This is a genomic window from Pseudomonas sp. W2Jun17, from assembly GCF_023127795.1.
Classification (GTDB): domain Bacteria; phylum Pseudomonadota; class Gammaproteobacteria; order Pseudomonadales; family Pseudomonadaceae; genus Aquipseudomonas; species Aquipseudomonas synxantha_A.
In genome coordinates this window covers 129,617-143,989 of record NZ_SPKO01000029.1, presented here as the reverse complement: position 1 = coordinate 143,989, position 14,373 = coordinate 129,617, and the positions used below count along the sequence as shown (strand labels likewise).

Genomic DNA, 14,373 nt, shown 5'->3' with positions numbered 1-14,373 from the left:
GGGGTAGGGCAAGCCTCAGGAGGAGGGCGGGACGCTTGAGGCCAGGTGCGCCGGCAACCGGCGCAAGGTCCACAACGTGGTGAGCATCGCGGCAAGCGCACATAGCGCAATGCCGATCAACATCGGTGCAGGAGTATGGTCGGCGAACACGCCCACCAGGGTCATCGAAACGGCCGCGGTAACCATCTGGATCGCGCCAAGCAAGGCAGACGCAGAGCCTGCCACCGCGCCATGATCTTCCAGCGACAGCACACCTGCCGCCGGCAGCAACAGGCCGAGAAAACCGAACCCGATAAACAGCAAGCCCATCATCAAGGGCAGCCTATCACCCCAGAATGTGGTGGCTGCCAACAGGGCCATGATCGTGGCTACTGTGACCACCGACCAACGAATAAGCGGCGCCAGACCAAACCGTGCGCTCAGGCGTGCGGTCAGTTGGCTCATGGCAAAAAACGAGGCGGCGTTGAGGGCAAAACACAGGCTGAACTGCGTCGGTGTCAGGCCGAAATATTCGATGTATACGAAGGGCGCGCTGCCGATAAATACAAAGAAGGTCGCAAGGCCAAACCCGCACACCACCGATAACCCGGTGAATACCGGGTCGCGCAACAGCGCTCCATAACTGCCGAATGCATTGCCCAGGGTCTTGCCCAAACGGCGTTCGGCCGGGTGGGTTTCCGGTAGTTGCACGATGGTCATGACCAGGCACAGCACGGCGACCACCGCCAGCACAGCAAATACTTCGCGCCAACTCCAGATCGAAATCACCAGGCTGCCGGCCAGCGGCGCGAGGATTGGCGAAACACTCATCACCAGCATCAGCAAAGCCATCAGGCGCGCTGCCTCATGGCCGGTGTACAGGTCGCGCACGATCGCCCGCGGGATCACCATCCCCGCACAGGCACCGAACGCCTGTATGGCACGAAATCCGATCAATACTTCGATCGTCGGCGCCAATGCGCAGCCGATACTGCCAACGGTAAAGATCACCAAACCCGCATAAATCGGCAGTTTGCGCCCGAACACATCGCTGATCGGCCCGTAGAACAACTGGCACACACCAATGACCATGAAGAACACGGTGAGGCTCATCTGCACCGCCGCCGGTGAGGCCCCAAGGCTTGCGCCCAGGGTTGGCAGCGCGGGCAGGTAGATGTCGATGGCAAACGGGCCGACGGCGGTGATCAAGCCCAGCAGCAGGGCGAGATGGGCGATACTTCTAGACATTTGGCAGGTCCGGCTGGAGCAAAGGACGGTCAGCTTAAGTGAAACGCGCAGATCCGCAAACTTAGGCTTCACTAACAAGGAGTTGTTGCCGATACAGCTAACAGTGAGCACTTGAACGGTTGGATTCCCAACCGACGGTCCTGGCACGGGGATACCAGCATGACGATCAAATTACGCTTGATGCTGTTGATTGGGACCGGATTGCTCACCGCCTTGATCATGAGCCTGGCCAGCTATTTGGGAAATACCCGGATGGGCGATGCGGTACAGGACAATGACGTCAGCATGACCGTGCTGCGTAATCACATGGAAGCCGACATGATGCACGACGCCCTGCGTGCCGACGTGCTGTCGGCCATGTTGGTGGGGCTAGGCAAAAGCACCAGCACACCGGCCCAGGTCAACAGCTCGCTCAAGGAACATGCCGAACACTTTCGCCAGGTGCTGGCGGACAACTTCAAGCAGCCGTTGGACGATGCAATCAAGGCGAGCCTGGAAAACATCAAGCCCAGCCTGGATACCTATATCAGCGCCGGTGAGCGTATCGTCGCGCTGGCCCTGGACAACCCCGAAGCCGCCCGTGGTGAGCTGGAGACCTTCAATGCCGCGTTCAGTCGGCTGGAAGATCAAATGGCGGCCTTGAGCGAACTGATCGAAAACAAGACTCAACTGACCAGTATCAGTACCCGACAAACCATCAGCCACGCCAATTGGACCCTGGCCGTGGTACTGATCGCCAGCCTGTTACTGCTGCTGGCACAAGGGCGCTGGGTGATCCTGAGCATCATGGGGCCACTGCGTACCGCCAGCCGCATTGCCGACAGCATTGCCCATGGCAACTTGAGCGAACCGATTATCGAGCCCAGAAATCACGATGAAGCCAGTGCGCTGATTCGCAGCCTGGCCACCATGCAGCGGGATTTGCGCGGCATGATTGAAGTGGTTCGCAGCAACGCCCACGGCGTCAATGGCATGAGCGAACAACTGAGCCAGGGTTGCCATGAAATCGCAGGCAGCAGTCAACAGCAAAGCGCCGCCGCCAGCACCATGGCCGCCGCCGCTAGCGAAATGACTGCCAGCATCGAGGAAATCACTCGCCACGCCCAACGCGCCCTCGACATGGCCAACCAGGCAGAAACCCTGGCCAAGGACGGCGGCCGCGTCATTCACCAGGTTGTCAGCGACATGGATGGCATTGCCCGTTCAGCGCAGCAATCGGCCCAAGTGATCCGCACACTGGACAAGGAGTCCGAGGCGATCTACAGCATTATTCAAGTGATCAAAGGCATCGCCGACCAGACCAACCTGCTGGCCCTCAACGCCGCCATCGAAGCCGCCCGTGCAGGTGAGCAGGGCCGCGGCTTTGCAGTCGTCGCCGATGAAGTACGCAGCCTGGCCGGACGCACCAGCGCATCCACGCAGGAGATCGCCAGTATGGTCGGGCGCATCCAGCTGAACACCCGGGAAGCGGTGACCAGCATGGAGGAGGGCGTTGCTCAAGTGGACAAGGGCATGGCCGTTACCGCCGAAGTGGAACGCGCCATTCGCGAGATCCTTCAGGCCACGCTCAGCACCACCGAATTGGTCAACGATATTTCCCGCACCATCAGCGAGCAAAGCCTGGCCAGCAATGAAATTGCTCACCAGGTGGAGATGATTGCAGGTATGTCGCAAAACAACAGCCGCGTGATTGGAGACACGGCGTCAACGACGGATGAATTGTCGAGTTTGGCGGGGAAGCTGTCGCAGTCGGTGGATCGGTTCAGGTTGTGAACCGACCTATCTATATATAACTCAACTAAATAGTCATTTAGTTTAGTTATAGTCAGTGGTTATATAATAAGGGCAGAGCTAGCTCATCCTTCACGCTAGTGTGGGTACGTGCACGATACTTTACATTTGAGCATCATAAAGGGACGGTCTATATGCGGGGAAGGCTTACGTCAGGTCTATGGGTGGCATGTTTCGTGATCAGTGCCACGGCGCTGGCGGATGAACTGCCGCGTAGCGAGCAGATAAAAGCTTTCCGCGCTGCTGGATTTAACCAAGAGACGTCGGAGTGCGAATTCGAGACAACAGGTAGCTACACGCCGGCAACCATGGAGCTGATCAAGGACCTGAACGGCGACGGTCGGCCGGATGCGTTGATTACCGAAGGCAGCACTGACTGTTATGGGCAAGCGGGTACTGGATTTTATCTAGTCAGCCAGCAGGCTGACGGTCACTGGAAACTCATGCTCAAAGAAAGCGGCGTCGCTGAGTTTCTCCCTGGCAAAGGCAGTAATGGTTGGCCTGATGTCGAGGTCGGCGGCCCGGGCTCTTGTTTCCCAGTACTGCGTTATGACGGGCAACGTTATCGATTTCACCACAGCGTTGGTGAACCGTGTGCTGACTCGCCGTAAATGCCCGGTGGCCCAAGGGTCAAACGGAGGCAGGTCAGCGAGGGCAACGATGGCTGCTTATGAATCTGGCGCGCGGTGGTCTAGGTCGCTTAGTGAAATGCGCCGAACAGAGCCCCTGAAGGATGGCTCATTGGTTCGCATAATGTATATTATGTTAAATAATGTATTATGTCGGATATGTTCATAAGCGACGTAAGTCACTGATTCGACGAATTCGTTATTACGCCTACTCTCCCAATGAGCCATGTCCATAGTGCTCATGACGAGTCCTCTTCAGGTCAACGACTACCGCTGCTCGGGCAAGCTGGTGACGCGCGCCGTTGCCCATGCTTGTTCGCTCATGTACGTCCAACTCAAACTCAGGCGCCGCGTTTTCAATACTGCGGCGGCGCATCTACGAGCGATCCAGGCTTTCTATAGCTACGCAAAAAGCCGATACCTGGATAAGGGCTGTGCGCTCAGACAAGGTGATGCTTGGCACCGAGTGAGGACTGCGCAGCTGAAACCCTCATCTTTGATCGTGACGGCGCCGTTGCTGGTATGCACAGATCTTCAAGATTCTGTCATCGTAATGGCTCTTCACAATTAACATAACTACCGTTGTGTTTAATTTTGAGGGCTGCTAGCATCGAAATTGCCACGTGGCATTTTCGAGGAGAAGGCTCTCATGCAACTCTCTGTGCGAAAGGCGTTCCTGGAAGACGGGGCCGTCCTGATCAAAGGTTTTCTGAACAAAGATCAATTGGCTGAGTGCCGGGCAGCCTATGACTGGGCAGTCGAGAATCACGGCCCTCATGCAACCCGAATGTTCGACGGGACTGAGCAACAGTCCCATGTTGACAATGCCAACCCCGTCGCCAAAGCCCGTCTTGAAGAACTCGTAACCTCCCTGCCCTTTGGCCAGCTGTTTGCGCAGCTCTGGGGCTCGGAAAACGTGTGGTACTTCGCCGAAGAGGTGTTTCTCAAAGCAGGTGGGCGCGGATCTCGCACGCTTTGGCATCAGGACACGTCTTATCTACCATGGGCCGGAAGCCACTGGGCCAATGCCTGGATCAGTTTTGAATCAGTGCCGAAGAAAAACGCTTTGGAAATCGTTCGAGGTTCGCACTAAGGACCACGCTACGACGGCACTACGTTTCGCGATCCTAACGATCCGACTCAACCGCTGCATGGCGGCGACGCACTGCCACGCCTGCCGGATATCGAGGCGCTGCGCCAAAACGATCCCGAATCATTCGACATCATTTCGTGGGCTACCGAGCCCGGCGATATCGTCTTGCTGCATCCGGGTTCACTGCATGGTGGCGCTCCGGTGGATGAAGCCTTCCCGGATCGTCACACCTTCGTTTTCCGTTTCTTTGGCGACGACGCCACCTTCCATCCTTTACCAGAAAACAGCGCGAGCGGTTACCCGCAGCAAGGCGTGCTGTTTACTGAAGAGCTGTCGACCCTGAAAGCGGGAGACGGCTTCCGCCACTCAACGTTCCGCCAATTAATATAAAAGGAGCATTGCCATGAACACTCAAGACCTGCAGCGCCAGTCCTTCAACCCTGGTCACACCCAGGCAATCTACGACAACTTCCACTTTTCCCAGGCAACACGCGTCGGCAACATGATCTGGGTGTCCGGCCAAGTCGGTATCGACGAGGCCATGGTTCCCGCCGAAGGCATCCAGGCGCAATCCCATCTGGCGTTTCAGTCTTTGCGGACCATCCTCGAAGCTGCCGGCGCAAGCCTGGCTGATGTCGTCGAGTTGATGACGTTTCATACCGATCTGCAGGGCGAAGTGCACGCCTTTGGACAGGTAAAGGACGAATACTTCCCTGAACGTTATCCAGCCTGGACCGCTGTCGGCATTTCACAACTGGCAATGCCGGGCTTGCGCGTGGAGGTTCGGGCCGTCGCGGTGATTGGCAGCGGTCGAATCTGAACGATTGCATGATCGCGACGTGCCAAGCCAAAATGGCGTTCGCAGCCGCCGCCGGCTCAACGCCTTCAACCAACGGAATCACTTTCTCTCATGAATGATGCTCAAGCGCCTTCCACGGATAGTCAGCACTCCATTGACAGTGATTCAGCGCCCGCCCCACGTCGCGGCCGTCCGGTAGGTAATCGTCTGGAAAAACGCGGTGAACTGTTGACTGCAGCGATTGAAGTCATTGCCCAGGAGGGTTATGCCGGGACGTCTCTGCGCAAAGTTGCCAGCCATGCCGGCTGCACCACGGGCGCCGTGACCTATTACTTTGCCAATAAAGAAGAAATGATCACGGCGGCGGCGCAGAGTCTGTTTGACGAGTTCGATCACTTGCTGGATGCCGATCAGGAAAAGGTCGATGTCAGGGCAATGATCGAGCAGTGGTTGAACCTGACTCAAGCCAACGACTCGGCGCGTTGGCTGGCCTTGTTTCAGATGCTCGCCCACGCAAGGCACGAACCGGTGTTTGCCGACGTAATCCAGAAACGTTACTCGCGCTTTCGCGAGAATCTCGCAAGCATTCTGGGCAAAGGACAAACCCAGGGCATCATTCGCAAAGACATTGCTGCCGATCTGCTCGCCGATCAGCTCAGCGCGCTGAGTGACGGCTGGATGATGATGTTGCCAATCGAGCCAGAGCGATTTGAAGCCAAACGCAGCAAGACCTTGATGGATGCGGTCATCACGCTGATCAGCCCCGCACGCTAAACCCTACCCTGCCCTCAGGCATCAAGAAGATTCGCTTCATTTGCGCAGCGAATCCTGCTTAATGGCGCCCGCCTTTCTCTCAACCCCTCGGTTAATCGTCATTGCGCCGATTTCACTTTGCTGAATTCCTGTTCCGTCATATATTTACATAGCATCTGTGATTATAAATAAAAGACGGAGGTGAAGATGGATGCGGACCTCGATGAACTGTCGACGCAATCACGACAGCGACGATTGTTATTGCAAGCGATCGGAGGCGCGGCCCTCGCCGGAGGGCTCGGTGTCACCGGGCGTGCGATGGCGCAAACCCAAGACACCTCGATATTGGATGTGGTAATCATTGGCGCAGGCCTGTCCGGGCTTACGTCTGCCAGAGACCTCCAGGCCGCTGGCTGCGAGTCGTTTGTCGTGCTTGAAGCCCGTGATCGCGTCGGTGGTCGAACACTTAACCATGACCTAGGTAATGGCGTGATCTGCGAGGCCGGTGGTCAATGGATCGGACCCGGCCAAACGTCAATCGCCGATCTGGCCAGACAGCTTGATGTCGTAACCTTCCCTACGTACTACAAGGGCAAGGCGGTCTATCTGATAGACGAGGTAAGAGTCCAAGAGGACGTCAGCGATGGTCCAAATTCCAATACTGACATCGTCGCAAAACTGAACAAACTCGCCGAAGGCGTCCCCAGCGAAGCGCCGTGGAAAGCCAAGGATGCGGTTGAGCTGGACAAACTCTCGATTGGCCAATGGCTGGCCGGGCAAGGCATTAGCAATGTCGACAAGATCGGCTTCAATATGTCCGTGAGCCTCACCTTCGGTACCACGCCGGCGGGCATGGGGCTCCTGCATTACCTGGCGATGATCAACTCCTCTGACTGCCGCCTCGAAAAGCTCGAAGGTGTCCAAGGCGGTGCGCAGGAATCACGTTTGGTAGGCGGCTCGCAAATCCTCAGTTTGAAGATGGCGCACGCTCTCGCAGATAAAGTCCGGTTGGCGTGTCCAGTGCGCAAGATTGTCGGTTGGGACCGTGATGTCGTCGAGTTGCATACCGATCAAGGCATCATGCGCACGCGGCAGGTGATTGCCGCGCTGAGCCCGGCGCTGTGCAATCAGATCGTCTTCGATCCCCCCCTGCCCTCCGGGCGTGCCGAGCTGCATCGGCATTGGCCGGCCCATGCACCGATGCGCAAGACCGTGCACGTCTATGAGCGCCCGTTCTGGCGCGACCAAGGCCTCAACGGCCAGATCGTGCAAGTGGAAGGTCCGCTGATCTGGGCCTTTGACAATTCGCCGGAGGACGGCAGCCTGGGTGTGCTCAGCGGCTTCGTCAGAACTGGCCAATTACCCCATGACCCCAAAACCGCGCAGGACACCTTGTCGGCGATCTACGCCAGCGCCATGGGCGAACAAGCCCTGCACCCGATTCAGTTTCATGATCTGGACTGGGGCAAGATCGACCCGTGGAGTTTGAGTTGTATTTCCCCCATGCCCCCCGGTTTCTGGACGCAATGGGGCGAGTATCTGACGCCGGCGGTCGGGCGCATGATCTGGTCGGGTACCGAGACTGCGCAGATCTGGGCCGGGGCAATGGACGGTGCAGTACGCGCCGGACATCGCGCGGCAATGGAAGCGCTCCAGGCGTTACTTCAACCTCGGAGGAACGCCTGATGAAGCGGATTATGATGGTTGGAGCCATCGTCGTGAGCGCAGCGTTGGCCGGATCAATTGCGATGTATGGACCGGAACTGTTAGCGGGCTATCGTTTCATGCAGGCCGTGGATCAGCACGACGCGGCATACCAGGCCAATGGCGGTGCGTGGCCACAGTTACAGGACACCTGCGCGCTTTGCCATGGCGCTAACGGTCAACCGCGCGACGCTCAATACGCAGCGCTTGCAGGGCAGACCGCAGCGTACATCGAAAACCAGTTGCACGCGTTTGCCGAAGGACGTCGCCACAGCGCACAGATGGAGCCACTGGCGGCCAATCTGACGGACGAGCAGATCAAACGTCTGGCCGCCTATTTTTCCGAACAGAAACCTGGTGTGACTGAAGTCCCGACGAAGGATGATGCGCTGGACCAGCGCGGTCAGCGTGTGGTCGCCGCCAACGGGTGTGCAGCCTGCCACGGCGAAAAACTCTCTGGCGGCCCCCTGGCTCCGCGTATCGCCGGACAAGGGCAGCTTTATCTGAGCGATCAACTGAGCGCTTTCAAGCGTGGCCAACGCACCGATCCGACGCAGGCCATGAATGCCATGGCGAGCACCCTGTCCGATGAAGACATCAAGGCCGTCGCGCATTATCTGGCCAAGCTGAACCCTTGATCCTGCACGGGCAAGGATGCCCCCCGCCCTCCTCTGCATCACGCAAAAAAGCCGCCAGATCGGCGGCTTCGAACACTTCAACTACCCCCTAGCGCGTTTGCAGAACTGCCATTGCGCCCTTCGCGCGCTCCAGCGCGCAATACGCGTAATACAGGTGCACCAGCAGATAAGCCCAGGTGGTCAGTGCAAGCACGTAGAAGTTCAGCAGTACATTGCTATCGTCGCCGGGGATCTTGTAGAAGTCGTAGATGCACGCAATGGTCAGTGAGGCGAGCATGCCAAACATCACACCGATCGCGTGCAGTGACTCGCCGACATTTGCCAGGCGTACCGCGAAATACACCAGGTAGACCGAAAACATCACCCACATCAGCACGTAGAAATACGGCAGAAGCGTGACCACAACCTTGGTCGAGATCAACGCGAGTGTGCCCAGCAGAGCGCCGGCAAACATCATGAGTTCCTTGCCTACGGAAGGCTTGTAGGCATGCGTCACCGCCATCAGCCCGAGCACGGTAATCAGCGGAATTCCGAAGGCTCTAGAGAACGCGTCGCAAAAGTATGAAATCAGGTACGCATGCTCCGATCCCGTCAGGAAAAAGACCAGGAAGTTTGTCGCGGAAAAGGCAACCACAAACCACTCCAGAGCCAGTAACAGGTTTCTCTTCTTCAGAAACCTGATGCCAAAGGTCAGACCGTTGGCAAGCAGCAAAAAACAGGCAAGGCACAGCACAATATTTCTCGGTTCCATAACGATAGCCTCGGTACAGCTGACAGAAAATTTGGTGGGTTAGCGGGATTGAGGAACCAGTGCAGCCAGGTAAGCCGCAATCGCTTGGCGCTCCTGCGCTGACAGCGCCGCGGCCATGGCTTGCATCGCGCCAGTGGGCTCAATGCGCTCGCCGCTGGCAAAAGCGTTGAGCTGGGCCAAAAGGTAGTCCTGGCCTTGTGTAGCCAGGCGCGGGAAGGCGTCGTGACCCATCAGCTCGGCACCATGACAGGCGGTGCAGCCTCGGGTTTGCACCAGTTGTTTGCCCTGATCCTTCAGCCCCTCGTCAGAGCTGACAGCCCCATGGGCACCGACCGATTGCCGGGCGTAGAACTTCGCCAGCAGATCAATTTCATCCGGGCTGAGGGTCATCGCCAACGGCCCCATGTTGGGCGCAAGCCGTTGTCCGCTCGCAAAATTGCGCAACTGGGCAGACAGATACGTGGCGGGTTGCCCGGCCAGGCTCGGATACGTCGAGTTCAGGGAGTTACCGTGGCTGCCATGGCAACCGGTGCAGGCATCGGTCAGATGGGGCCAGTTTCCGCGTTCGGCCTGGTAGGCCTCAGTGGAGGTGGTGATGTAACTCTGCAGCCGATACAGATCGAGCAGATCGCGGCCAAAAATCGCCAATAGCACCGCAATGACCACGATGACGCCAAGCGCTATGATTTTTTTCATTGCCGCCTCCTACACCCTACGTAATGCGTTGAGCACCTGTAAGGCGCTGTGGCGTCCGGCGCGCACGGCACCGTCCATGTAACCTGCCCAGATGTCAGCGGTTTCGGTGCCCGACCAGAACAGATTGCCGCAGGGCGGACGCAGTGCCTCGCCATGTGTCGACCAGAAACCGGGGGGAATCGGCGACACGCACGTAATGGTCCACGGGTCGGCATGCGCCCAGTCATGATCGTGATAGGAAACCGGCTCGAGCGCTGCGTCCCCCAGGGCACGCGCATAGATTTCGGTCTGCATACGCTTCGCGGCCTCTAGGTCGGTGGGGGCTGCGGCATTCAAAATGAACGCATTGATCACACCGATTTCGCCGTTTGGCGGCGAGTTGTCGTATGCCCAGATGACCGGCCCACCGACCTGAATGATATGGCCGTTCAAGCCTTTGTCGCGCCAGAAAGGCCGCGGGTAGACCATTGCGGTCTTGCGCGCCGGCGAGTGCGCCGGCCAGGCTCGCTGCAGGGCGGCGCGGGTTTCGGGCAGCGGTGGATCGTACTGCAGGCGTTGGCACAGTGCTGGATGAATCGCCATGATCACGCGCCGGGCGCGGATCTCGCCCTGATCCGTTTGCAGTCTGACGATGTCGCCGTTCCAGTCAGCAATTTTGCGCACCGGGCACGACAAGCGAACCTTGTCACCCAGCAATTGCGCCATTTTGCTGCTGAGAACCTGTGAACCGCCGACGACCCGCGTCCCTTGCGCGCTGTCCTTGATCGAGTCGAGCCGCATGTATTCGCTGCCGGCCGAATTGATCATCGACAGAAAATGCAGAAAGCCCATCTTCGCTGGTGTGACGCCGCAGGTCAGGAGAAAGCTGGCATTCCACCCTGCGCGGTCTTCCGGTTTGATGTTTTGCTGGGCCAGCCAGTCGCCTGCCGAGAGCTTGTCCAGTTCGGCCAGTCGGGGGGATTTCCATGGCGCGCCGCACGGCACATCACGCGACAGCTCGCTGAGTTTTGCCGAGACGCTTTCGTCGGTACCGAAGGTGCCTTTCAAATCGACGGCGACACGTCCATCGCCACCGAGGATCACGGTTTCCCCCTCATAGAAACTGGGAAAGGTGCCGACCTCAAGCTCACGGGCCAGGTCCGCTACGGCGGTTTGTCCGGGGCCGATCCACTGGCCTCCGGCCTCGGAGATATAGCCGGAACCCAAGTCATGATTTAGCGTGCGGCCACCGACACGATCACGCGCTTCAAGCACCAGCAGCGACTCGCAACCCGCCAGATGCAGATCACGAGCGGCGGTCAAACCAGCCAGGCCGGCACCGATGATCACCACATCAAACACATCGTCCGGGTTGTCTTTGAGCAGCGCATCGGCGGCAGTGGCCAGGCCAATGTTCAAACCGATCGATCCCACGGCGGCAGTGGCACCGGCCAGTTTAAGTAGGTGCCTGCGCTTCAAATCAGGAGGGGCGTCAGTGCTCATGTTCGTTGCCTCACATCACGTTATTGTTGAATTGAACGCCCGTGGCCGAGCGTGGGTGCGGCAGTAAAAAAGGGGTGACGAAAACGCAAACATTCGTTTGTCTTTCTGCAGGCGAACGCCTACCGGCCCCAGGACTTCAAGGTCAGCGTCATCATGCAAACTCAGCGTGTTGGTTCTATAAGCCTCAGCCGTCAGGCATGAGGGCGCGCAACTTTGCGGTTGGTGTATTCGTCCAGCAGATGTGCCCCTCCCAGCGCCACATTCACGGCGCACCACTGCAGCGGTTCGGGCAGGGTTTTCGGGGTTTTATGCCGCAACGCGGCGAGCAGCGGATGCTCGATACCGCCGATTCTTTCCGCCAGCAGGTGACCGATCAGCGACTGCGATGCGACGCCGTGTCCGGAGCAACCCGCGGTATAGAGAATGTTGTGGTGCGACCCGGTTTCGCCCACCACCGGCAACGCGTCGTAGGCCATGCTGACGTAACCACTCCAGCACGCTTGAATGCCGACACCGCGTAACGTCGGGAAACGCACGCCAAGGTTGTCTTGCAACGCGCGGTAGGTCACCTCATCGGGAATGTTCGGGGTTTTCGAGCCGTAGGCATAACCCAGCCGTTTAGTGGTCATCAGCAGCGTATTGCGTGCGGTCAGGCGATGGCTTTCCATCACCAGGTGCGGCGTGGTCAACCCTTCCCGCCCTGCCCAGCCCAGCGATGCCAACTGCTGTGGTGTCAATGGCTCGGTTTCGACCGCCGACACTCGAAATGGAACGACTTTGTCGCGCAGAAGACCGAGTTGCGGCGTATAGGCATTGGTGGCCAGCACCACTATCGGCGCGCTCGCCTGCCCGCGTGGCGTCCGGCAGGTGATCGTCGACCCGTCGGAGTACGACTCAAGCTTGGTGTTTTCATACAGCCTCACTCCCGCCTGAAGTGCAGCGCGGCGCAGGCCCATCACATATTTGCCAGGGTCCAGCGTACCGCCGTGGCGTTGCAGGCAGCCAAACAGAAAGGCCGATGGAATCCCCCGCGCGCGCATTTGTGCCTGATCCAGAAACTCGGTTTGCGAACCCAATTCGTGGCCCACGGTCATGCTTTTGCGCAGCCTTTTCTCCTGCGACGGATGGATGCCCGCCCTGATGATGCCCGATGCGTTGTAGTCGCAGTCGATCTCCAATTCGCGTAAGCGACCTCCGACGTAGGCGACAGCTTCGTCATAGAATTTGACGATTTTTTGCGCTTTTTCCTTGCCAACACGTTTCAAGAATAACTCGAACTCAATGCCGATGCTGCCGCCCAGATAGCCGGCATTCCGCCCGCTGGCGCCGAAACCGGCAAACGCCTGCTCCAGCACCACAACCTTGGCCCCCAACGCCGTCAGTTCCAGGGCGGTGGACAGCCCGGCGAAACCGCCACCGATCACGATGACGTCCGCGCTGACATCGCCCTCAAGCTCGGGTTGCAGATCAGCCGGAGTTTCGACCCAGCCACCCAGCCGACGGAAATGCCCGCCGGCGAAGTGGCTTTCCAGCTCTCGTGATTGGTAGGTCATGGACATGTGATGTGCTCCTATCGACTCAGGATGTGAATAGCGACGGCTGCTTCCTCTACACCTTGCAGACCGCCACCGTTTTCCTGGATGGCATGCCGCGCACCGGGTACCTGGCGTGCACCGGCCTCCCCGCGCAACTGGGTGGTCAGCTCGTACAACTGACCGATCCCTGTCGCACCCAGCGGATGGCCCTTGGATTCCAGGCCGCCAGAGGGATTGATCGGCAGGCGACCACCCAGGGTGAAATCGCCGCGTTCGGCACACACCCCACCCTCCCCCAGCGGCGCAAGCCCGAGGTTTTCCGCCTGGATGATTTCGCCCATGGCCGAGGCGTCGTGCACTTCGGCCACGTGCATGTCCTGCGGGCCAAGGCCGGCGATTTCGTAGGCTTCACGCGCTGCCAACAGGCTGACGTGCTTGTGCGGCTCGTCGAGCCCACGCAGGGTGAAGCTGCGGATCACGCTGGCGGCGATCCGCACACAACGTTTCGGGTCGGCACCAATGCGTTTCAATCCCGCCTCGGTACAGAGAATCGCGGCGGCCGCGCCGTCGGATAACGGCGCACACATCGGCAGCGTGATCGGATAAGTGATCGGCTGCGCGGCGAGCACTTCTTCGATGGTGAAGGTCTTGCGAAATTGCGAATACGGGTTGTGCACCGAGTGTTGATGGTTCTTGGCGCACACCGCTGCAATCTGTCGCTGAGTGGTGCCGTAGGTCTTCATGTGCCAGCGACACATGGCGGCATAGATGGCCATGAACTTGCTGTATGGACGATCGGATTCCGAGCCCGGCGGCACCACGATGCCCTCGCCCATTTTCACCAGCGTCGCGTAGTTTTCCTCGGCGGTGGAAACGTCCCAGCCGGTTTCGAACAGGGCCAGCGCCCGCGCCTTGTCCGGCACGTTCATTTTCTCCGCGCCCAACGCCAGGGCTACGTCGGTAGCCCCCGAGCGCAAGCTCTGCACTGCCAGATGAACCGCGGTACTGCCCGAGGCGCAGGCGTTTTCGACGTTGTACACCGGCACCCCTTCGAGGCCGATCTTGCTGCACAGCACCTGCCCGGGAATCGACAGTTGCCCTTGCAGATGACCGTTGGTGATCCCGGCGTAGAACACCGCACCGATATCGGCGCGCAGGGCACCGGAATCGGCGAGTGCGCCTTGCAAGGCCTCCAGCGCCAGATCCTGAAGGCTTCGGTCCAAGTGGCGACCGAACTCGGTCATGGCAATGCCGGCGATGTAAATAGGTTCCATC

At 58.8% G+C, this 14,373-nt stretch carries 14 protein-coding genes; 8 read left to right on the top strand and 6 right to left on the bottom strand.

The annotated features are described in order from the left end of the window. Positions 1 to 15: 15 nt before the first annotated feature. Positions 16 to 1,227 (bottom strand): multidrug effflux MFS transporter, encoded by a 1,212-nt coding sequence (locus tag E4O98_RS17730; RefSeq protein WP_248135809.1) that lies wholly within the window; start codon positions 1,225 to 1,227, stop codon positions 16 to 18. Positions 1,228 to 1,386: 159 nt separating this feature from the next. Here E4O98_RS17730 and E4O98_RS17725 point away from each other — a divergent pair, with 159 nt between their 5' ends. The 8 genes from E4O98_RS17725 to E4O98_RS17690 all read left to right on the top strand — a co-directional run bounded on the left by E4O98_RS17725 (position 1,387) and on the right by E4O98_RS17690 (position 8,634). Then, positions 1,387 to 3,000, top strand: a complete 1,614-nt coding sequence (locus E4O98_RS17725; RefSeq protein WP_248091321.1) for a methyl-accepting chemotaxis protein — start codon at positions 1,387 to 1,389, stop codon at positions 2,998 to 3,000. 194 nt (positions 3,001 to 3,194) lie between these two features. Then, positions 3,195 to 3,629, top strand: a complete 435-nt coding sequence (locus tag E4O98_RS17720; protein ID WP_248135808.1) for a hypothetical protein — start codon at positions 3,195 to 3,197, stop codon at positions 3,627 to 3,629. 667 nt (positions 3,630 to 4,296) lie between these two features. Further along, positions 4,297 to 4,740, top strand: coding sequence for a phytanoyl-CoA dioxygenase family protein (locus E4O98_RS17715; RefSeq protein WP_248135807.1), 444 nt, complete (start codon positions 4,297 to 4,299; stop codon positions 4,738 to 4,740). A 201-nt stretch (positions 4,741 to 4,941) separates the two neighbouring features. After that, positions 4,942 to 5,130, top strand: coding sequence for a hypothetical protein (locus E4O98_RS17710; protein WP_248135806.1), 189 nt, complete (start codon positions 4,942 to 4,944; stop codon positions 5,128 to 5,130). Positions 5,131 to 5,143: 13 nt separating this feature from the next. Further along, positions 5,144 to 5,560, top strand: a complete 417-nt coding sequence (locus tag E4O98_RS17705) for a RidA family protein (protein WP_248135805.1) — start codon at positions 5,144 to 5,146, stop codon at positions 5,558 to 5,560. Between the two features lie 90 nt (positions 5,561 to 5,650). Next, a complete protein-coding gene (locus E4O98_RS17700) occupies positions 5,651 to 6,313 on the top strand; it encodes a TetR/AcrR family transcriptional regulator (RefSeq protein WP_198715793.1) in 663 nt (220 codons plus the stop codon). 186 nt (positions 6,314 to 6,499) lie between these two features. After that, the gene (locus tag E4O98_RS17695) at positions 6,500 to 7,978 is read left to right on the top strand and encodes an FAD-dependent oxidoreductase (protein ID WP_223018314.1); all 1,479 of its coding nucleotides are present in this window, start codon (positions 6,500 to 6,502) and stop codon (positions 7,976 to 7,978) included. Next, complete coding sequence (locus E4O98_RS17690) at positions 7,978 to 8,634, top strand: c-type cytochrome (RefSeq protein ID WP_248135804.1); 657 nt, start codon at positions 7,978 to 7,980, stop codon at positions 8,632 to 8,634. Before E4O98_RS17695 ends, E4O98_RS17690 begins: the two co-directional genes overlap by 1 nt. Positions 8,635 to 8,722: 88 nt before the next feature. Here the strand turns inward: E4O98_RS17690 and E4O98_RS17685 are convergent, their stop codons facing one another. The 5 genes from E4O98_RS17685 to E4O98_RS17665 all read right to left on the bottom strand — a co-directional run bounded on the left by E4O98_RS17685 (position 8,723) and on the right by E4O98_RS17665 (position 14,372). Next, entirely contained in the window at positions 8,723 to 9,385 is a 663-nt protein-coding gene (locus E4O98_RS17685; protein WP_223018312.1) for a hypothetical protein, read from the bottom strand. Between the two features lie 39 nt (positions 9,386 to 9,424). After that, positions 9,425 to 10,081 carry a c-type cytochrome gene (locus E4O98_RS17680; protein ID WP_248135803.1) on the bottom strand — a complete coding sequence of 219 codons (657 nt, stop codon included), beginning with the start codon at positions 10,079 to 10,081 and terminating at the stop codon, positions 9,425 to 9,427. A gap of 9 nt (positions 10,082 to 10,090) precedes the next feature. After that, positions 10,091 to 11,563 carry an FAD-dependent oxidoreductase gene (locus tag E4O98_RS17675; RefSeq protein WP_248135802.1) on the bottom strand — a complete coding sequence of 491 codons (1,473 nt, stop codon included), beginning with the start codon at positions 11,561 to 11,563 and terminating at the stop codon, positions 10,091 to 10,093. Positions 11,564 to 11,754: 191 nt separating this feature from the next. Further along, positions 11,755 to 13,122 (bottom strand): FAD-binding oxidoreductase, encoded by a 1,368-nt coding sequence (locus tag E4O98_RS17670; protein ID WP_248135801.1) that lies wholly within the window; start codon positions 13,120 to 13,122, stop codon positions 11,755 to 11,757. Positions 13,123 to 13,133: 11 nt separating this feature from the next. Beyond that, positions 13,134 to 14,372, bottom strand: coding sequence for a thiolase family protein (locus E4O98_RS17665; RefSeq protein ID WP_248135800.1), 1,239 nt, complete (start codon positions 14,370 to 14,372; stop codon positions 13,134 to 13,136). Position 14,373 lies beyond the last annotated feature (1 nt).

Coding starts and splice junctions, on each gene's coding strand:
- E4O98_RS17730 (WP_248135809.1), bottom strand. CDS start 1,227: ATGTCTAGAAGTATCGCCCATCTCGCCCTGCTGCTGGGCTTGATCACC.
- E4O98_RS17725 (WP_248091321.1), top strand. CDS start 1,387: ATGACGATCAAATTACGCTTGATGCTGTTGATTGGGACCGGATTGCTC.
- E4O98_RS17715 (WP_248135807.1), top strand. CDS start 4,297: ATGCAACTCTCTGTGCGAAAGGCGTTCCTGGAAGACGGGGCCGTCCTG.
- E4O98_RS17705 (WP_248135805.1), top strand. CDS start 5,144: ATGAACACTCAAGACCTGCAGCGCCAGTCCTTCAACCCTGGTCACACC.
- E4O98_RS17700 (WP_198715793.1), top strand. CDS start 5,651: ATGAATGATGCTCAAGCGCCTTCCACGGATAGTCAGCACTCCATTGAC.
- E4O98_RS17695 (WP_223018314.1), top strand. CDS start 6,500: ATGGATGCGGACCTCGATGAACTGTCGACGCAATCACGACAGCGACGA.
- E4O98_RS17690 (WP_248135804.1), top strand. CDS start 7,978: ATGAAGCGGATTATGATGGTTGGAGCCATCGTCGTGAGCGCAGCGTTG.
- E4O98_RS17685 (WP_223018312.1), bottom strand. CDS start 9,385: ATGGAACCGAGAAATATTGTGCTGTGCCTTGCCTGTTTTTTGCTGCTT.
- E4O98_RS17680 (WP_248135803.1), bottom strand. CDS start 10,081: ATGAAAAAAATCATAGCGCTTGGCGTCATCGTGGTCATTGCGGTGCTA.
- E4O98_RS17675 (WP_248135802.1), bottom strand. CDS start 11,563: ATGAGCACTGACGCCCCTCCTGATTTGAAGCGCAGGCACCTACTTAAA.
- E4O98_RS17670 (WP_248135801.1), bottom strand. CDS start 13,122: ATGTCCATGACCTACCAATCACGAGAGCTGGAAAGCCACTTCGCCGGC.
- E4O98_RS17665 (WP_248135800.1), bottom strand. CDS start 14,372: ATGGAACCTATTTACATCGCCGGCATTGCCATGACCGAGTTCGGTCGC.